Genomic DNA, 19,710 nt, shown 5'->3' on the forward strand with positions numbered 1-19,710 from the left:
TGCCTCGTCCTTGGGTGAGCGCTTCTTGAGCCCCTCGGCACCGCCAGCAAGGAATTGATCCCGCCAGCGGGTCAGGGCGGCGGCGGTCACGCCAAGTTCACGGCTCAAAATCTCGATGTCCTCACCACGCAGTAGCCTGAGCACAGCCTCGGTCTTGTGCTTGGCCCAGAACCTCTTGGGCGGCTTGCGTGCCTCATCCCCGGTTCCGGTCGGCCTATGGCCTCCCTCCACCGGGGAGGAGGCTCCTCTGCCCCTCATTCCATCCTTCGTCATCGAACACCTCCTGGGGATCTCTTACTCCCAATTCGGTGTCCAAGAAAACCGTACACCGCCCCAGCTACGCGCACATTCACATACAGGCTTCGTGTGCGCGGGAAGTCAAGACGTTCCATCGGTATTTGCATGGTTGTACAAACATTGCGGTGAAAGGCAGGCATTCGTGAAAAAGGAATTTGAACTCATATTGCGGGCGATTGTGGTTGCAATCCTGGCGGCATCGTTGGCCATGTTGTTTGAAATGGTCCACTGGGGATTTTTTGTGGCGAGGCTGTCTTAATGGCCCGCATGTCCGCCGAGGAGCGCAGGCTGGCGGAGTCCCTGGCGGACCCGGTCCTCTGGGGACAGGGATACCTGCGCAACCGCGACGGGGGACAACGGGTCTACTGGCCGCACCAAGCCGAGGACCTTCTCTGCCAGGACAAGAACATCATCCACCTCGATGGGCGCGACGTGGGCAAGAGCGTCTGCATCACCACCGACGCCCTGCATTTCGCCTTCACCAACCGCGGCTGTCAGGGGCTCGTAGCCGCGCCCCACCAGGGACATCTCGACACGCTGATCGAGGAGATCGAGTTCCAGCTCGACGCCAACCCGGACCTCATGGTCAGCGTGGCTCTCACCAAGTACGGCAAGCCCAAGATTCACCGCAAACCATACTTCCGACTCGAATTCACCAACGGCGCGATCCTCTACTTCCGTCCCGCCGGCGCTTACGGCGATGCTTTCCGCTCTCTGCACGTGGACCGAGTCTGGGTGGACGAAGGGGCTTGGCTCACCGAGCGGGCCTGGAAAGCCCTGCGCCAGTGTCTGAAGTCGGGCGGCAGACTGCGCATCTATTCGACGCCCAACGGGCTGCGCGACACAACCTATTACCGCTTGACCGGCTCGACCCAGTTCCGGGTGTTCCGTTGGCCTTCCTGGCTGCACCCGGCGTGGACCCAGGAGCGCGAGGCCGAGCTGCTGGAGTTCTACGGTGGGCGGGACAGCGCGGGCTGGCAGCACGAGGTGGCCGGCGAACACGGCAAGCCTTCCTATGGCGCGTTCAATGTCGAGCACCTCAATCTCTGCCGACAGGACGTGGTCGAGTACCAGAAGGTCGTCGTCACCGGCGAGGAACTGCGTGGCTGTGCCACCGAGGAGGAATCCCACGACCGCCTGGAGATGTTGCTCAATCTCATGCCGCGGACCGGCGTCTTCTGGATCGGAGGAGACTTGGGATACACCAACGACCCGACGGAGATCGTCGTGTTTCAGGAGATCGAACTGCCCGAGCGCAGGATCGTCAAGCTGGTCCTGCGGGTCCGCATGAAGCACGTGGCCTATCCGCACATCGCCCAGACCATCGCGCTTCTGGACCGGTATTACACAGCCGCGGGCATCGGTGTGGACAACGGCGGCAACGGAATGGCCGTCGTGCAGGAACTGCTGACCCTGGACAAGTACAAGGACCTGGCTCTCCAGGGGCGGCTGCGCGGTTACGACTTCGGGGGCATGACCACCTTGGCCGTGCGCGACGGCCACGAGGTCAGGAAGCGGACCAAGGAATTCATGACCAGCCTTATCGCCGGGGCGCTGCAGCGACGTCAGCTCGTGTTCCCCGTCGAGGACCTGGAGATCGAGGACCAGTTCACCACCCACACCTACACGCTGCACGACGGACGCATCGTCTACTCAAAGGGCAACGACCACGTCATCGACGCCGTGCGCTGCGCCATGCTGGCCCGGGAGCAGTCCGTCCTCAACCAAGTGGGCGAGGAGACGGTCTCTCTGATACCGCTGACGACCGATCCGGTCTTTGTCTGAAGTACATGAACCAAGCCCCCACGGTTCTTCGTGGAGGTATTCGACTTGACGATAATGTGCAAAACCCAGGTTTTCCTCTGGGTTCACCGTGTCAATGTCAAGTGTTGCCGACTCCCGCTGCCACTACCAAACAGCTCGCCCACCGACGTTCCTTCCCCGCCTCCGGTAGATAACTCCAGGGGCGGGCTTTCCCCGCCACACGGCGCGAATGTTGCGCCCACAAGGGCAAAAAACCGAGAGGACCCCGGTGGAAACAAGATCCAATCCGACATCCGACAACTTGGCTTCCGATTCGGGCGCTGAGCCGACGCCACTTTCAGCGGACGGTCTGGTACTCGTTCCTCTGGCAGCCGCCGCGGCCTTGGACCCGTCCGTGTTCAGCAAGATTAACGCCTCCGAAGCGATCCCGGCCTCCTGGGAGGACCGGGCGCGCAAGGCCTGGGAGTATTACCTCGAAGAGCCGCTGGTTAAAAACTGCGTCAACTCCTGGCGCACCTTCGCCGTGGGTGACGAGATCAAGATCGCGGGCGACGACGAAAAAGTAAAATGGGAAGCCATAGAGATGTCCGACCGCCTGAGCGTCTCCGAGTTCGTCAAGGACATGATTCTCCAACTCCTGGTCAAGGGCGACGCCGTCGGCTTCAAACGCTACACCAAGGATGGCAAGGACCTGGAGGAACTGGTCTGCGTCAACCCGGTTTCGGTCAAGGTCAAGTACGCCCAGGGACAACTCGTGGAGGTTTTACAGGTCCCCGAGGACAATCCAGGTGCGTCGGATGGGCTGGACCTGCCGGTAGAGCAGGTGCTCCACCTCAAGTGGGACGCGCCGGCCTTCTCGCCACGGGGCAACTCGCTCGTCCTTCCCGCGTTCCAGTCCATCGAACTCCTTCGCGACTACCGCCGGGCCGAACAGGCCATCGCCAAGCGCTGGGCCACGCCATTCAGGCTTCTCAAAGTCGGTGGCGCGTTCGGCCAGAAGATGGTCATGCCCGATCAGAAGATGCTCGAACAGGTCCGGGACATGGTCAACAAGATGGACCTCAAGAGCGGCTTGGTCGTCCCTTTCTACGTCACGGTCGAGACCCATGGCACCGAGGGGCAGGTCCTCAACGTCGAGGACAAGGTCAAGGAAGTGAAGGAGGACATCGTCGTGGCGCTTGGCCTCTCGCGGTCGCTGGTGACCGGGGACGGCCCGAACTTCGCCACGGCCTCGGTGAGTCTTCAGAAGATGCTGGTGATGATCCGGGAGATCAAGCAGGCCGCCCGGATCATCCTCAACTGGATATTCAACGACTGGCTGGAGCTAAAGGGCTGGGAAGACAAGACGCTCCAGTTCCTGTTCAACGACCTCGATCCCTCGGATGCGGTCGATTTCAAGCGCCTGCTCATCGAGCTCTACGACCGCAAGCTCATCAGCCGTTCGAGCCTGCAAATCAAGATGGACCTCGACCCTGACATCGAGTCCGCCAACCGGGAGACCGAGAAGCGCTCGGTGGATCTGCTCGACGAAAAGCAGATCAAGCCCATCGTCGATATGGTGACCGCCGGGATCATGGGCGTGGAGACGGCGCAGGAGATGCTCGGCCTCGACCCGGCGAAGAACCCGGCTGGGAGCCGCGCCGAAGCATCGTGGGCCGGACCGTTCGCCCGCGCAAGCATCGCCGCCGTCTGTGACGACTGCGCGCATTTCGACGGCGACCTCAACCACTGCCGGGTCCAGCGAAACGAAACCACCTTCGATACCCCGGTCTGCCGTTTCTTCGACCCGAAGACCGCTGCGATGGAACGAGGCTCCGACCGGGAAAAGGAACCGACGTCCCGGCAGCCGGCGTGCCGGGAGTGCGCGGGATGATCGGTACGCTCGCGGCCAAACGTCCTCTTTCTCAAGCCGAAGCCATTCGTCTGGCCACGGAGAAGAGTGTCCGCGGCCGCAATCTCTATACGGAGCAAACGGTCGCCGAACTGACCGCGATGCTTGCCGCCGCCGAGGAGGAGGTGCGCCGCGCCATCCTCAGCTACAAGAGCCTCGGCTCCCTCCCTGACAACAAGCTCGCCGCCCTCGAAGGCCTCAAGAAACTGCAAACCGACATCCAGGAGACCACGAGCCGCCTGCACCGTGAGCAGACGCTGCTTTTCCGGAAGACGGCCAAAACATCCTTCCGCCAGGGCGTCTACCGAGGCATCGACGAATTCGCCGCGGCCCAGCTTCCCTTCTACCGTGACTTGACCCCGGAAGGTATCGACAAGCTCGCCACCCGAGTGTTCACCCTGGTGGACACAGATGCCCTCGATTTCATGACCAATTACAACCTGGTCTTGGCCGGCGACGTCCACCGCGAGCTGGCCGACGGCATCAAACGCGTCGTGATGGGCGGCATCGCCACCGGTAAGGGCGTCGAGGACATCGTCCGCGACCTCGGGCGCGTGGTGAAAGACCCGGAATCCTTCCGTTATGCCGGTTCCAAGGTGTTCACCAAGGCCCAGTACCGCATGGAGGTGATCGCCCGCACGGAGGTCCTGCGCGCCCATAACCAGGGGCGACTCAAGTTCCACGACCAGGTCGGAGTCCGGAAGCTCGAATGGATGACCATGGAGGACGAGCGGGTTTGCCCGGTCTGCGGACCGCTGGACGGCAAGGTGTTCGACACGAACCGCTTTCCCCAGCAACCGGCCCATCCCAACTGCCGCTGCACGAGCGTGGTCGCGTGGCCCCTGGTGATCTGCGGAGGAGAGCTGGGGGCGAAAGCGGCGGCTGAACCCGCCGCGTGCATCATCCCGCCCCAGAGCATCGAAGAGCAGGCGAAGACCAAGGCGGCGGAAGACGCAAAGCTCAAGGCAGCTTTCGAGGGCGGACAGATCGCCGACCTGAACACTTTGAGCGTGAAGCAACTCCAGACCCTGGCCAAGCAGAACGGCGTCTCCATCGCCAGGACCAAGGCCGACTTCATCAAGCTGCTCGATGCGGCCGAGCCCGGCGTGGACCATTCCACTCTCGCGGGAGCCGGGCTCGACGCCAAGCTCAAACAACACAAGATCGGCCTGCTCCGCACCAAGGACGACCTGGTTCAACTTCTCGCCCAGAAGCAGGCATCCCTCAAACAGGCGCAGCAACTCGCCGAGCAGCTCAAGAAAATCCAACCGACCGGAGGGCTGCACGACCTCACCGTGGTCGAGCTGCAGGAGATGGCCAAGGCCAAAGGCATCTCGCTGAACATGACTAAGCAGGACGTCATCGACCTTCTCGATGAGTTGGAGCCTGGAGCGGATCACGCGGGGCTCAAGGGCGGGTCCCTGATCGACGCCAAGAAGAAGCACCACATCGGCCCGCTCAAGAACAAGCAGCAGCTTGTCAAGGCGCTGGAAAAGTCGGCCGGTGAGGAGCTGGCGGAAAAGGCCAAGAAGGAAGCTCTCGAAGCAGCCGAGAAGGCCGCAATCAACAAGGCGAAGCAGGCGGTTGAACAGACCGCGGCGAAAGTGGTCGTGCCGGAGTCCCCCGCAGGATGCGCCGACTTTCTTTCGGCGGTGAAAGATGCGGAATCGGCGCTCGCGGCCGCACCAGGCCTGCCAAAGGAGACGCTTGAGGGCCACGCCAAAGAACTCGCTTTCAAGAAGAAACTTTTCCAGGACCAAGTCGCGTCCATGAAGGTCGGCGACCTCAAGACCCTGGCCAAGGACACCAAGGTCAAGCATTGGCAGTGGGCGAACAAGGATGAACTGGTCTCGTTGTTCACGGAGACCGATCCCGCCAAGATCGAGGCCGCCAAGGCCGGCATCGAAACGAAGCACGCAGCCTGGCTGGAAAAGCACGGCGGCAAAAAGAAAGTCGCCGCGCCTGAACCTGCGAAACCCGCGCCGACTCCGAAACCGACGCAGCCGTCCCCGCCGGTTTTCACTAAGAAAGGCGCTCAGTTCGAGGAGACGGACGCGGCGTGGATCGCCAAGGGTAAGCCGGGGAACTTCAAGCCCGCGGGCAAGGCCCAGGTCGGCGGCGCGCACAGCAAGGAGTTCTGGACCGATGAAGCGGGAGACCGCTGGCTCTTCAAGCCGGTGGAACTTGGTGGCGATGAGTTCATCGCCTATGGAGAGGAAGCCGCTTACAAGATCGGACGCCTCATCGATCCGGACGCCGTGGAGGTCCGCACCATCCGTCTGAACGGACGACTCGGCTCTATCCAGAAGTGGCGGACCGACCTGAAGGATCGCTTCGACTTCGCCGGATTGGACCTCGCAGACCTCACCACCCTCGACATCGAGCAAATTCAGCGGGAGCACGTCGTCGACTGGCTGATTTCCAATCACGACGGCCACGCCAAGCAATTCCTGCGGGGTCGTGACGGGAAGGTCTACGGCGTCGACAAGGGGCAGATCTTCAAATACCTGGGTGAGGACCGCCTGGCCGTCGACTATCACCCTAACGCCAAGTACGGCGAACAAGAGCCTTTCTACAATACGGTTTTCCGCACCGCCAAGGAAGGCAAGGTCAAGATCGATCCCGCGGCGACCCTGCGCTACATCCGCGAAGTGGAGAAGGTCGCCGACGAGGATTATCTGGCTATTCTGCGTCCCTATGCTGAAGGACGATTCGGAGGGGACGAGTCCCGGAAGCAGGCTTTCTACGACACCGCACTGGCGCGGAAGCGGAACCTTCGGCGCGATTTCGAAGGTTTCTATGCGGATGTGTTGGGCCGTCGGGACTTCCGTTTCGAGGATGTGTTGGATGCGCTGCCGAAGACACGTCTGGGTCCGACCGAAGAGGCGCTTCTTGAGGAGGTCCGTTCGCTCGGTTGGCAGGGGAAGGTCCTGCCCTTCGATGAGGACGACATCGAGGACCAGAACGCCCTAATCTTTGTCGAGACATTGAAGGGAAAGCAGCGGACCGTGGTCAAGATGAAGGTTCGACCCGAAGCGGAGGGAAAGCTCCTGGACGCGCTGCGCAAGGCCGGTGTCGACACCACCGCCGTCCGGGTGGGTGAGGCGCTGCCGCAGGACGTTTTCGCGCAGGACATATTGTCCGCGGTGAAAACGGTCAACCACCATGCCACGGACCAACAGTACAACCAGGGGACACTCAAGAAGGCTACAGACCACCTGAAGGCGCTGAGACGTCTGGCTGACTCGACCGACCCGGACGAACGGGCCATGGCCCGAAGCTACATCGACTGGATCGAGAAGGTCCAGGAAGCCGCCCGTGAACACAAACCGGTCGCCGGACGGTTCGATGCGTATCTTAAGAAACACGCCGCGATGGAAAAGAAACCCAAGGAGGCTCCCTTCACCGTGCGCCGGACGAAGGTGCTTCAGGCCAAGCGGGAGATCAAAAACGGCGAACTCGTTGTCGTGAACGAGGCGGCGGACAATTCCGCGCTCTTTCGCGGCCGCGGCATGAAGGCCGGCGAGCAATACGAAATCGACTTCGGCGACGGCACGCGCGCAGTCTACCGCCCGTGGTCGGACAAGAACCTCTATGCCCAGCAGGGCGAGTTCGAGCTGGTCCTTCCGGACAGACCTGACGCCAAGAGCCTCGAGCGGGCCATGGAACGTATGGAATCGCTGGGCATCAAGGCAGGTGCGGCCACGCCGCAGGACGCCGAACTTCTCTATCTTCACAAGCAAGCCTATCTCGCCAAGGTGGACCGCGAGCCGGACTACAAGCGGCTGGTCGAGGAGCTGGACCGCCGGGCTGCGGGCAAGGAGGAACGGGTCCGGGAGATACGCGGCTTCTGGGAAAAACGGCTCGGGGTGAAGGACATCACCCGCATGCCGGGCTACGACCCAATGGGCGAATACCAGGCTGCCTTCAAGGACCCCGCCAAGCGCGCCGGCTACCGGCATCAATACCGCTTTGACATTTCCGACGCGGACATCGAGAAGCAGATGAAGGGATACGGCCTTCACCACCGTTTGACCAACGGCGAAGACGTGGCGTCGTTCATCGACGCGGCGCTGGGAAACAATGGAGCCATGGTAAGCACGGTCGAGAAGCTGCGCGCCGGTGTGCCGGTAGGCGGGATGTCGCCGGAAGCGGACATGGACACCGGCGGCGCGAGCTATTTCTTCACCCGGATCAAGAAGCTCCCGACGGCCGGAGGATCGTCCGACACGGGGCTCTACTTCAAGAAGCGAATGCTCCGGCGCATGGACGCCATCAGCTACGACCACGACGCCTTCGGACGAGTGAGGGACGAATACGTCTCGAACCACCGGGGGAGCACGCCCGAGGAGTGGAAGCAGTTCGCCCGCCGAGGCAGCAACGAGACGATCTTCAAGTACTCGGTGACCCTGCTGGACAACATCGACGTGATCGTGGTCGGAAGCGAGCGGGAAAAACAACGACTGATAGAGGTCTTCCACAACCGCAAAATCATGAAGCTGCCCGACGGCCGCAAGGTCGAGGACATCGTGCTGGTGAGGTGAGCATGAAAGAGTTCATCGAAAAAGAAAAAGCCCGTCTGCAGGCGCTCTTCGAGCCGTTCAACACCAGAGGCTCCTGGATGACGCTGGCGGAGAAAGGCCGGGCACCTGTCTGGGTCGGTGTCGTGGACGGATTTACCGTGACCCGTGTGGCCCCGCAATTCGACGCCGGCGGGAATGTGACGCGTGTCGATTTCTGGCTTCTCATCCGGCTCTGCGGATACGACGAGGGTTTCCAGCACGCCCACACCATCAAGGTCGTCTCCTGGTCGCAGGACGACACCTACCTGCTCGATCTGCTCGATGATCGGGACCGCAGATTCCACATCGAGCTCATCTTCCCTGACCAGGAACCCAACGAGGCGGCGGACTGGAAGCGCTGGCGAGACTACAAGACCGGAAACCTGGACCGCTTCGAACGGATCGACGCGGAGCTTCTGACCGAGCACACCCGCATTGCGGAGGAATGGGAATGAAGCTCAAGTACATGATCGAATACACGCTCCGCGACCGTATCCGAGAGCCGCGTTACGAACCCATCGGAGTCTGGGTTCAGGGCACGGGACCGGGGTTGGACCTGGTGATCGAGTTCCTGCCCGGAAATGCCGATGCCGAGGAAGACGCGCAGTGGGTGGTCAACCGGCTGGTGGAGCAAGGCGTCCGCAGCCTGCCCGATGATTTCCTTACTTATCATCAGGGAACGCTTTCTCAGTACCGCGGCATTCGGGGACCTGTCATCGAGACCGATAAGTATTCCTCTGCAGAATATTGTGTAAGGGACTTAACAAATAGATTTTCAGTAAAAACGGCGGCGTGAGATTTTACTATCTTATCAGCCTGATTCGATTATTCTTGGCTTTGTATTTTTCGATAACCTCTTGGCCCTCAAGCGTATTAAGACAGCGCATTACCCGACGCTCGAAGACTTTACGAGGGTTTCCGCGTGTCAAAACCCCCACCTCCTTGAGGACACGGGATGCCATAGAATGCACGGTGCAGGACTGGTTTGGGCATTTTGACAATACCTTGATAATAGCGTTTTGGATTTCCATTACGGTAACTTCCTCCACGCGACGGCCTACCGACTCTAAGTCAATTTCATCATTTTCAGGTGATTCATCGCTTTGAGTAGGATCGTCGTCTTCTTCATCATCATCATCGAATTCCTCAAAAACCTGCCCACCCTCAGTGTCATGCCATCCTTCATTGCTATCGGAATGATGGTTACTAAAGCATGATCCGGGGAAAATACCTCTCTCTTCAAGCATGAACCACAATTGTTTAAGCGCCGCGATCTTGTCTGTGTAAAAGGCCGACTCTCTCACACGGAAAAACTCCCATCCGCAACGTTCAAGTTGCCGTTGGCGTTGCATATCCGCCTCGTAACGGTCAGCGCCGTGCCAATTGTCTCCGTCGCATTCGACAGCCAGCCGCGCCTGCCCGCCCTCGACCACGAGATCAATACGCTTTCCCGCAACTTCATGCTGGGCAAGCACAGTAAAATCACTGCGAAGAAGTTCTAAGGCAACGTCAACCTCGAACCAGCTTTCGAATGGCGCGGGGGGATTCACGACGCGCCGATTATCCTGTGAAGCTCGCCGCTCCAGTTCATCCCGCTCGATTCCAGCAATCTGTTGAGGCTTCGTATTCTCAAAGAAATCAAGTAAATGTCTCCTAAGACACGAAGCGCTTAGATCGTCACAGGTGACCGAATGGAAAAGAATCATCATGTCACGGGCTCGACTGGCCGCGACATTAAAGCGGCGCTCGTCCGCCGCCTTTGTGAGAGGCCCGATTCTTTCATTGCTGGCTGCAACGAGCGACAGAAACATGATGTCGCGTTCATCGCCTTGAAAACTGTAAGGATTGCCACAAACCAGGCGACGCCGTTCCATTTCCTCGGCCCCAAGTCGTTCTAGCAATTGATTCTCGATCAAAGCTGCTTGCGCTTCGCCTTGAAGCACCACCACGCCCATAGTCTTCCGATTGTACTGGCTGTCGCCGCACATTTCGGCGATTCTTTGGACGATGAATTCGGCTTCCGGGCGGTTGATTGTACGGTTATTTGAGCCTTCACGATATCCGCCGCTCACAAAAACATGCTCCAGCGGGGGCTGCCGGTTCGGGCCATACTGCCTCAAGGGGATTAGCGGCGTATCCGAATAGCAAAGGTCGTTGCTGAAACGGATTATTTCCGGCATACAGCGGAAGTGCTCACGCAACGTGATGCGCCGGGTTCCATACCGAAGTTTCCCGTGGTCGAACAGGCTACTCTCAATATCGAATGACGACTTGAAGTGAAAATCATAAAGGAACTCTTCCATCAGGCGATGCACTGAATCGCGGGGCAAACCCACGGCATCCGGACTGATCTGTTTGTCATCGCCAACGATCAATATCTTCTTTCCGAGATAGAACAAGGGAAGCGCTTCGACGCCACATTGCGAAGCCTCGTCAACGATGATCACATCAAACATGCCGGGCGCGGGATACACCGTGTCCCAAACGCGATGGAGTGGCATTACCCAAGCCGGAACCGCCTCGCGGCATTCATTCAGGTGCCCTTGAGCCTCGCGGCGATGACGTGGCGCATGTTTCCCCGTCCCCTTGCCAAGCCGCCGCATGGACTGTTGCCAGGCTTCCATGTGGCGGCGATGGTTTTCCTTAAGCCGTGAGAAACAGAATGACCAAGCGTAAAGCGAAGCAAGTTTCGCGATAATGTTGTTTATCTCATCCTCGATTTGTTTTGCGCGTTTGGCGAGCGCCGGAACGTCTTCCTTCCGGATGTAATCCTCGATCCAGTATCGTGCCTGCGCCCAATGCCAGGTGTCTCCAATGTGCTGGATTCGTTCCTCCCAATATGGCTCGTTGCAGGTTTGTTCCAAGGACTTCGTGAACTGTGGAATCAAACGGCGCAGTTTCGAGAGATATTCGTCCACCTTCTGAAGGCGCTGACGCTGCTTCTCCAAATCCTGAATCGTATTCGCGCACAGTGCGAACTTATCCATGTCGCGGCTGCGAATTGCGCTCAGCAGATCACTTGTCACCTGATGGGCGCCGCCCTTGGCGGCAATGCGAGAAATCGGAACCTCAATGGTCTGGATTTCTTCGGCGGCAAGCCGCTTGTTGATACGCGCCAATGCAAGGCGACATGAGGAGACAACCCTTTCAATTTGTGATTCGTCGGCCCATACCGGCTCGCCCATGCCTAAGCAATGGTTTTTCGCTTCTCGACATTTGCCAATGAGTTCTTCTATCGCTAAGGCATTCTCAAGCGCGTCGCGCAGCGATTTAAGGGATATCAATTGGAGAGCATATGGCCCTTCAGTTTTTTCACATCGCCCTTTCCAAAAACCCCATGCTTTTTCGCATTCAATACGAACGTGCAACGCGTCGGCAAGAGCTGAGAAATGTTCGACCGCGGAACATGGGCGACCGCCAACCTTCACGGTCTTGATAACGTATAACCGCTCTTTCACCGGTTTAGGCCGAAACAACCCCCAACCCAGTTTCCCGCCGGTCTCCATGTGCTCTCTAAGTTTGCCGGCATCTTCATACAACGACCTGATATCGATAGTGTCCGGGAATTCGATTCGGATCTCGTCGGCAACCGAAACGAGTTCTTCAATTGACGCAACAACGTCTCGAACAACACGCATAAGTTCATGCCACAGGGACGAATTGCCGCTCAGAATATCGCACAAGGCATCATTCATCCATAAATACGGCGTTGCTAGGAGTCTCCTGCGCGTGTCCCGAAAAGTTGAGAAAGCGTTACGAATCACCTCGATGACCGGCGGATTGTTTCTTGATAATAGATCGGCTAACTGTTCATCGGCCCCGCGTGCCGAGCTTTGCTCTTCTTCAGTCGCGCTTGTCTCATTACTCACGAGATTGGCAAAACGCTCAGGAGATGGCAATGCTTGGGGCCATGCGAGGCTCAACTCCCGGCGCTTCTCAAACGTGAATTGACGCAACGCTACAAGTACACTTCGCAAATCATTTGTGGAGATCTGACACGTCTTGTCTAAAGGAATGGAATCCGTGAACCATTCGTAGTCGGCTCGATCCCGGTTCACAGCTTCGGCGATTCTGGCCGCCGTCCCTCGATAAGCTCCCTCCGCGATAGACTGCGTATGCGTTTCGGACTCTCGGATGTCGCGGAGCCGTCGGTTAACCCTGACATTCTCCTCACGGAGATTCCGAAGGCCTTCTTCAAGTCGCAGGCGCTCGTATTTGGCGCGATCTTCGTTCCACTCCTCATTTTTTCGGAGAATGCCACCAACGCTGGATTCTAGAGAGCGGCGTTCTTCAAGCCCACTGCCAAGCAGATTGATGCAGAGGGGACGCAACTCGTCTGGCACCAACCCTTCAAGAACCTGAAGCGCGCGCGGCGTTTTCGCCGTGATGAGAGTTCGCTGTCCCGTGGCAAGCAGATGGCAAATCAGATTGGCAATGGTATGTGATTTTCCGGTGCCCGGCGGCCCTTGCACGAGCACGCCGCTTGCAGCTCGAATCTTATCAACAATGCGGCGTTGCTCATCGTTCGATGGTTTGGGAAAAAAGATTTCACCATCGAATGCAGAGTTTGCCTCTTCCGGCCCATTTGGCGATTCGAGGCCGACCTTCGGACGGATTTCCGCGAGGTCCGCGAATTCGCCGGGGATGTCTTCGCCGTGCTCGATCTGTTCCTTGATCCGTTTTAAGGTTTCGGTAAGACCTTTGGCGGAACGCTTTCGCAGGATCAAAGCTGGAGCATATTCCACTATGGGCTTCGCCGAGGCGCGGATATTTTTCACTTCCAGCGAGTCGTTATAATCACCTTGCGAGTTGATCGAATGCACCAGGGCCTGAAGGACGCCTTCGACACAACCTTTTTCCCAAGGATCGTCTTCGGCTGCGGCCAGTGACCCCTTCGCGGTCTCCTCAGCGCGCGCCGGTTGTTCCTCGATGTCCAGCATATCGAATTCAGGGCGCAACTTCGTGCCCTCCGTGTGAGGACGGACGGTGAATTTCCCCAAACGGGCCTCAAACTCCAGGATGGCGTCGGCGACAATCAAATGACGCCGTGCGCGCTGCCCGGTGGGTGTCTGCCATGTCAGCAGTCCCAAGCCAAGCACGAGTTCGTATTCCTCGCCAAGCCGTAGTTGTTCTTGATAGATGCCAAAGAGCGCGGAATAAACCTTATGTACCTTCTCCCACGCATTATGTTCTTCCGTCCACGGCAGCCATTTGTCTTCAACGTAGTGATCCCATGCTTGTTGAACTTCGGGATGATCCACAATACGTTCGGTGTGCGGGACGGTTTCCGGCTGGTCCGAACCCTCGTGCCAATCGGGATTCGGCATTTGCCGGATGATTTCAGAAAGAAGTTCGGGAATGTCATTCTTGTTGCGGAGTGAAGAACGGTTAACCCAATCTTCACATCGTATTGGAACCGTGGGCAATTCCGGTTCTCGCCGGTTCTGTACCTCCAACCATTCATCCTGCTCGTGTTCCTCTTCGCGCCCCCATGCCTGCGTGAAGCAGCCTCGTTCACGGGGAACGCTCGACACCCAAAGAACCTTCTCGTATTCGGCAATATCGCGGATCAGTTTCGCACGCAAATTTGCCAGCCGTAGCAGAAAATCTACCAAGCGAATGGCTTTTTCATTAATGCCCTGAAAATTCGAGGAGTTCATTCCGTTCCTCCGGAGGACATCTTACTCGCCGTGGGTCTCTGACTTTTCATCCATTGGTCGATCTCCTCGCGGTCGAAGCGCCATTGATTGCCAACCTTGGAAGCGGGAATTTCCCCATCTTGGGCCATTCGGTACAGCTTCGTCCGACCCATCTTCAGGTACTCGGCCAGTTCATCTATGGTTAACCATTTGCTCATCAAACAACCTCTTCAAGATAACGATAGCACCACTAAACGACAAGGAACGATAACATTCGGCACATTCCGTGTCAAATCAAAAAGTCCAATCTATACCGCGTGATAACCACTCCGACACTTTCAGACGGTCTCCGGTAGGTATCCAAGCGACAGGGCTCTCGGCCTGATCTCGGGATTCACCCTGAGCACGGGCCGACCGCTCACCGGCATCAACCGGATTTGTCGCGACATGACCGGAGAACCGAATGGAGCTTTTCGCAACCGACCGTGACCGGCTGGCGTTCCTGCTCGAAACGGACGCCGCCCTTGACCTGGACTTCGAAGCGCTCGATGCCCAGGCCGAGGCGGCTGCCGAGGAGCCGTCCCCGGAACAGCGGCCGAAATACATCACCAACTACATCGGCTCGAAGCAGAAGCTGGTGGATTGGATTTGGAAGCACACCCCGGACGGCGTGGAATCCGTCGTCGACGCGTTTTCCGGCTCGGCGGTCGTGGCCTACATGTACAAGACCAAGGGCCTGCGGGTCCTGGCCAACGACCGGCTGCGCTACTGCCACCACGCGGCCCGGGCGATCATCGAGAACGACAAGGTGCGTCTCTCCGATGAGGACCTGGATGCGCTGCTCGCGGACAACGCGAAGGCCGGAACCTTCGTCCAGGACAACTTCAAGGGCATCTTCTTCGCCAAGGGCGTCCACGGCCTGATCGACACGATCCGGTCGAACATCGACAAACTCTCGGGTTTCAAGAAAGACATCGCTCTCTTCGCCCTGGGCAAGACCTGCATGTCCGGCAAGGGCGGCTTCGGGCATTTCTCGTCGTCGACCCGCTACGGCAAGCGCGAGGACACCCCGGAGGAATTCAAGGAGCGGCTGTGCAAGAACGTGGCCCGCATCAACGCTCTCGTTTTCGACAACGGCAAGGAGTGCAAGGCATCCCGCAAAGACATCAACGATTTCCTACCGGAGGCCAAGGCCGACCTGGCGTATTTCGATCCGCCCTACGCCACGGAGTTTTCAACCACCAACTACGAAAAATCCTACCACTTCGTGGAAGGGCTGATGACCTATTGGGAGGGGCTCACCCTCGTCAAGGACTCCAAGACCAAGCACTACGAGACCGACCATAAGACCGTGACCCGCGCCAACGCCGCGGAGTTCTTCGAGTCCTTCCTCGGCAACGCCAAGCATATCCCGCACTGGCTGATTTCATACCGCGACCACGCCTATCCGAACGAATCGGAGATGCGGCGGATCATCGCCTCCATGGGACGGGATTCGTCGATGCGCTCCCACGATCACCATTACGCCATCACATCCCGGCACGGCGAGGCGTCCCACGCCAAGGAACGTCTGTTCATCTGCCGCAGAGCCGAGGGCGCGGAGCGGTCCGCCAAGGCGTCCACAGAGGACAGCCTACGGGCGGAAGCCGTCTGGGAGGAAACCGAGAACGAGGTCCGCTACCGCGTCCGGAACCCGGACGAGTTCGAACCCGACAGCTTCCGCCGCAAGCCCCTGGAGGGCGTCGACGGCGTTGCGATCATCATCGGACGCTTGAAAAAGGAGTTCGTACCCGAGGGCGGCAATCCGCGCTCCATGGTGCTGCAGGCCTACCGGTTCGTCCGCAAGACGGAGAAGAATCCGGACGGCTGGACTATGGAAAAAGCCAAGGAGTGGATCGAAAAGAACGAAGCCGGACGGGCCGTCAATGCCGCCCTGCGAGTGGAGGAGAACCTGATCGCTCTGGCGGACGCTCCGCTGGGCGAATCGCTGGACCTCTTGAGCTGCCAGGCCGGGAAAGCGGAATCAGTCCGAGTCACCGGTTTCATGGGCAGCAAATACCTGATGCTCGGTTGGATCGAAAGCCATGTCCCCAAGCACGCGGAGAGCATCCTCGATGCTTTTTCAGGCGGGGCCAACGTCGCCTATCACTTCAAACGCAAAGGGCTGAAAGTCATCGCCAACGACCTCCTGCGGTATCCCCACCATCTGGCGCGGGCCGTGGTGGAGAACTCCAGCGAGACTCTGAGCGACGAGGATATGGATCGAATCCTCGCCCCAAATGCGGACGCGGGCACGTTTATCGTCGACCACTTCTACGGCTACTACTACACCAAGCCGGTGCTCCGTTGGCTCGACCAGGTCTGGGCGAACATCCAGAAGCTTCACGGCTACAAAAAAGATCTGGCGCTGGCCGCGCTCGGTACCACCGTGAAGGCCAAGAGCGCCTTCGGTCAGTTCTCGCGGTCCAAGATGCACCGCAAGGCAGACCTCGACACGGATGCCAGCCTGGAGCAATCCCAGCTCTCCAATCCGCCGCTGTCCAAGTTCATCGAGTCGTTCCGACGCTCGGTGGGCCAGCTCAACCGGCTGGTCTTCGACAACGGCAAGGAGTGCAAGGCCTTCAACCTGGACGCGGCCGAAGCGGTCCGTCGATTTGGCGCGGACGTTCTGTATCTGGACCCGCCCTACGTCACCGAGTTCGGCAGCAACGACTACGAGGATTCCCTGCATTTCATCGAAGGGCTCATGACCCGCTGGGCGGACAAGGAACTCCAGGACAATCCCCGCCGCAACTATCCGTCCCGGACACGCTACACCAAGGAATCGATCCGTTCCCTGATGGAGACGATGGCAGCCGACGCCCGCGGCAAATACGGCACGGTGCTCCTGTCATACCGCGACCGGGCTTACCCGCGGGAAGAGGAAATCAAGGAGATCTTCGCCCAGCACTACGGTCTCGTCCGTGTCCGCGGCATGGAAGTGGACTACAACATCGCCAAGGACATCGGCCGGGAAGGTAAACACGCCCGGGAGTTGCTCTTCGTCGCCTCCAAATCACGCGGTGCGGCGCGCTCCAAAGCGGATACGCAGGCACCTGCGGCATGTCACACCTCGTTCCCCGTGGAGCTATCGCTCGATACGTTCGCCGGGCTCCAGACCGAGGCGGCGGCATTGGACCAGGCCGCCGGCGATCCTCAGTTCACCTTCATTCTCTGCCGGGCCGGCACGAACAAGAACGGCGACCACTTCACCCCCGACGAACTGGCCGCCCGCTACATGACGGCGATCAACAAGAAAATCGACCTGAAGCATTCCCAGGATTTCACCGACATCGTCGGCGGCATCGTGGGGGCGGATTACGTCGAGGACGAAAGCGGCGGCCGGATCGAGTGCGCGGGGGAACTCTATGTCTCCGACAGCCCGCATGCGCAGTTGGCCTACAAGCTCATCCGCAAAGGGATCATCTCCCAGGTCTCGATGGAATGCGACTACGAGGAAGGCGAGTGCTCAATCTGCGGCAAACGCGTCGTTTCAAAGAGCGATTACTGCGTTCACCTGCGCAAGAACAAGGGCGGTGAGCTCCAAGGGCAACCCGTCTACGAAATCCTCCACGGCGTCACTTTCACCGGGCTCGGGCTTCTCGACCGCAAAGGCGCAGACGAGAACGCCCGCATCCTGAAAGTCGCCGCGGCGGAAAACGATGGTTCGACAACCCACTTTGAAGGAGGTCCGACAATGGACGAGAAACACAAGGAAACCGAGGAACGGGAAGCGGATGCCGCCAAGAAGAAGGACGATGGCGGCGGCGGGACCGCGCCCGATGACAAGACCCGGCTCAAGGAACTGGAGCGGGAGAACAAGGAACTCAAACAGCAGGTTCTCGCGCTGCAGAAGCAGCTCGAGGAACTGGAGGCCGAAAGAAAAGCCGCCGCGAACCGGAGCCGGGCACAGAAGCTTCTGCGCAAGATCGAGAAAAACGGCCTGTCCTTCGAGTCCGACGAGGAGCGCGAGCAGGAACTGATCCGTTTGGCCGGACTTTCCGACGATGCCTTCGCCGCCAGCGAAGCCGCTTTCGAGCGGATGCTGAAGGCCGGGCCCCGCGCTCACGCCGACGACAAGGACGCCAAGGACCGAGGAGCCGGAGCGGAAACCGCGAAGGCTTCATCCGGGGGCGACGATCCGCCCCTTCGCAGCGACGCAGGTGTCCGTCCGAAGGACGTGGAAGACAAAAAGACGAGTCTCGAGGATCGGCTGAAGAGCGGCTTCATGGCCGCCTACCGGCAGCGAGTGGCTACGGCGACCGGCGAACCGGTTTCGACCAACTGACAAAGGAGGAATGACCATGGCTTTCATCAATCCCAATCATCGGGGCCTCGCATACGGCGACGGCTACCTGCAGGGCGACGGCCAACTCGGCCAGGTGGTGAGGATCGTCGGCAACGACCTCTTCGCCGTGAACACCACGCCGACGGCCAAGTCGTTCGGCATTCTGATCAAGGATTACAAGAACGGAGAGATGCCCGGCATCTACTGCATGGGCGGTGTCTACGAGACCGACGTCTTCGAAGGGACCGTGAATCCCGGCGACGACCTGAAAGTTTCGGCCAACGGCAAACTCACCGCGGGCGTGCAGGCGGGCGAGGAAGTCATCGCCCGGGCCGTCTCCGTCTCCGGCGGAACGATCAAGTTCCGGCTGCTCATCTGATTACAGGAGGAAAACGATATGGAGACGATCCGCATGAACGTGCACAGCCAGGAATACATGGAGACGATGGCGCGCCTGATGTCCGAAGCGCTCGAGTCCCCCGATGGGATGCGCGCGCTGGCCGCGGCCATCGCCGAGCCCATCGAACAGGAAATCAAACGCAAGGAGATCTCTTCGCTGTTGCTCACGAAGCACACCCTGCCCAAGGGCGAGCGTCCTCTCTACCAGAAAAAACCAAAGGTCAAGGCCTACTGGATTTCCACCGAGGGCGAGGCTCAGGAGCAGGAAGTCGGCAAGGACGAAGTGGAGTTTCCCACTAACCGCATTCACTCCGCGCCTATGGTCGACGTCTCGGTGCTCAAGAACGGCAACATCGGCACCCTGATGGACATCCAGACCTCGGCCGCGGACGAAATCCGCAAGGAGATCGACAAGCGGACCATTACGGTGCTTTCGGCGGCCGTGCCCGCGGCCAACACCGTGGAGGTGACCGGCGCGACACTCACCGAGGAGGCGCTCAACGAGGCGATTTCCATCATCGAGGACTGTAGCGGTCTACAGTTTTTTGGACACTCATTTGCGCTAATCAGGCCGCTATTGACACCGGGGCGGTCTGCTCCTTTCTGACCTGGGCCGGGGTCTTGTACCCGTGTCGGCCAACGATCCATTCCCGATTGTAGGTTTCCTTGAATTCCAGCAGGGCCAGTCTCAGTTCTTCAACCGTGTCGAAGTGCCTGACCCAGAGCAGGTTTTCCTTGAGGGTGCGCACGAAGCGCTCCGCGATCCCGTTGCCCTGCGGCTCACGCACATAGGACGGAGAACTCTTGATGCCCAGGAAGGCGATTTCGTCC

Annotated in this window: 12 protein-coding genes; 8 read left to right on the forward strand and 4 right to left on the reverse strand. The window is 59.2% G+C overall.

Annotated features, from left to right (window positions below; translation table 11 throughout):
• On the reverse strand, window positions 1–273 hold a 273-nt coding region (locus G495_RS22885; RefSeq protein ID WP_156939715.1), incomplete at its 3' end, for a helix-turn-helix domain-containing protein.
• Window positions 274–555: 282 nt separating this feature from the next.
• On the opposite strand from G495_RS22885, the gene G495_RS0113655 reads away from it, so the two are divergent.
• The 5 genes from G495_RS0113655 (at window position 556) to G495_RS21300 (ending at window position 9,310) form a co-directional block, all read left to right on the forward strand.
• The gene (locus tag G495_RS0113655; RefSeq protein WP_245588439.1) at window positions 556–2,082 is read left to right on the forward strand and encodes a terminase large subunit domain-containing protein; all 1,527 of its coding nucleotides are present in this window, start codon (window positions 556–558) and stop codon (window positions 2,080–2,082) included.
• Window positions 2,083–2,455: 373 nt separating this feature from the next.
• Window positions 2,456–3,934 carry a phage portal protein gene (locus G495_RS19285; RefSeq protein ID WP_245588440.1) on the forward strand — a complete coding sequence of 493 codons (1,479 nt, stop codon included), beginning with the start codon at window positions 2,456–2,458 and terminating at the stop codon, window positions 3,932–3,934.
• Window positions 3,931–8,496 carry a phage minor head protein gene (locus G495_RS0113665; RefSeq protein ID WP_051445394.1) on the forward strand — a complete coding sequence of 1,522 codons (4,566 nt, stop codon included), beginning with the start codon at window positions 3,931–3,933 and terminating at the stop codon, window positions 8,494–8,496. Before G495_RS19285 ends, G495_RS0113665 begins: the two co-directional genes overlap by 4 nt.
• A gap of 2 nt (window positions 8,497–8,498) precedes the next feature.
• Complete coding sequence (locus G495_RS0113670) at window positions 8,499–8,969, forward strand: hypothetical protein (RefSeq protein WP_245588441.1); 471 nt, start codon at window positions 8,499–8,501, stop codon at window positions 8,967–8,969.
• The gene (locus G495_RS21300; RefSeq protein WP_084458287.1) at window positions 8,966–9,310 is read left to right on the forward strand and encodes a hypothetical protein; all 345 of its coding nucleotides are present in this window, start codon (window positions 8,966–8,968) and stop codon (window positions 9,308–9,310) included. The genes G495_RS0113670 and G495_RS21300 overlap by 4 nt, the downstream gene beginning before the upstream one ends.
• A 7-nt stretch (window positions 9,311–9,317) precedes the next feature.
• On the opposite strand, the gene G495_RS21305 is transcribed toward G495_RS21300, so the two are convergent.
• Together G495_RS21305 and G495_RS21310 are read right to left on the reverse strand one after the other, a co-directional pair.
• Entirely contained in the window at window positions 9,318–14,174 is a 4,857-nt protein-coding gene (locus G495_RS21305; protein WP_084458291.1) for an AAA domain-containing protein, read from the reverse strand.
• On the reverse strand, window positions 14,171–14,371 hold the full coding sequence (locus tag G495_RS21310) for a helix-turn-helix domain-containing protein (RefSeq protein WP_084458289.1): 201 nt from the start codon (window positions 14,369–14,371) through the stop codon (window positions 14,171–14,173). The genes G495_RS21305 and G495_RS21310 overlap by 4 nt, the downstream gene beginning before the upstream one ends.
• A gap of 245 nt (window positions 14,372–14,616) precedes the next feature.
• Between G495_RS21310 and G495_RS22065 the strand changes: the two genes are divergently transcribed.
• From G495_RS22065 to G495_RS19300, 3 genes are read left to right on the forward strand one after another with little or no spacing between them, the layout of a single operon-like run.
• Window positions 14,617–18,480: a DNA adenine methylase gene (locus G495_RS22065; RefSeq protein WP_169734397.1), complete on the forward strand. Its 3,864-nt coding sequence runs from the start codon at window positions 14,617–14,619 to the stop codon at window positions 18,478–18,480.
• Between the two features lie 16 nt (window positions 18,481–18,496).
• On the forward strand, window positions 18,497–18,859 hold the full coding sequence (locus G495_RS0113700) for a hypothetical protein (protein WP_028588260.1): 363 nt from the start codon (window positions 18,497–18,499) through the stop codon (window positions 18,857–18,859).
• A gap of 18 nt (window positions 18,860–18,877) precedes the next feature.
• Window positions 18,878–19,486: an HK97-fold major capsid protein gene (locus G495_RS19300; RefSeq protein ID WP_245588442.1), complete on the forward strand. Its 609-nt coding sequence runs from the start codon at window positions 18,878–18,880 to the stop codon at window positions 19,484–19,486.
• On the opposite strand, the gene G495_RS0113710 is transcribed toward G495_RS19300, so the two are convergent.
• The coding region (locus tag G495_RS0113710) for an integrase core domain-containing protein (RefSeq protein WP_028588261.1) at window positions 19,446–19,710 on the reverse strand (265 nt) is incomplete at its 5' end. The two genes, G495_RS19300 and G495_RS0113710, sit on opposite strands and share 41 nt — an antisense overlap.

The organism is Desulfocurvus vexinensis DSM 17965 (genome assembly GCF_000519125.1).
GTDB lineage: Bacteria > Desulfobacterota > Desulfovibrionia > Desulfovibrionales > Desulfovibrionaceae > Desulfocurvus > Desulfocurvus vexinensis.

Excerpts from the sequence above, each read along its gene's own strand:
- G495_RS21310 (WP_084458289.1), bottom strand. The coding sequence starts at position 14,371 with ATGAGCAAATGGTTAACCATAGATGAACTGGCCGAGTACCTGAAGATG.
- G495_RS21305 (WP_084458291.1), bottom strand. The coding sequence starts at position 14,174 with ATGAACTCCTCGAATTTTCAGGGCATTAATGAAAAAGCCATTCGCTTG.
- G495_RS19300 (WP_245588442.1), top strand. The coding sequence starts at position 18,878 with ATGGAGACGATCCGCATGAACGTGCACAGCCAGGAATACATGGAGACG.
- G495_RS0113670 (WP_245588441.1), top strand. The coding sequence starts at position 8,499 with ATGAAAGAGTTCATCGAAAAAGAAAAAGCCCGTCTGCAGGCGCTCTTC.
- G495_RS0113665 (WP_051445394.1), top strand. The coding sequence starts at position 3,931 with ATGATCGGTACGCTCGCGGCCAAACGTCCTCTTTCTCAAGCCGAAGCC.
- G495_RS0113655 (WP_245588439.1), top strand. The coding sequence starts at position 556 with ATGGCCCGCATGTCCGCCGAGGAGCGCAGGCTGGCGGAGTCCCTGGCG.
- G495_RS22065 (WP_169734397.1), top strand. The coding sequence starts at position 14,617 with ATGGAGCTTTTCGCAACCGACCGTGACCGGCTGGCGTTCCTGCTCGAA.
- G495_RS21300 (WP_084458287.1), top strand. The coding sequence starts at position 8,966 with ATGAAGCTCAAGTACATGATCGAATACACGCTCCGCGACCGTATCCGA.
- G495_RS0113700 (WP_028588260.1), top strand. The coding sequence starts at position 18,497 with ATGGCTTTCATCAATCCCAATCATCGGGGCCTCGCATACGGCGACGGC.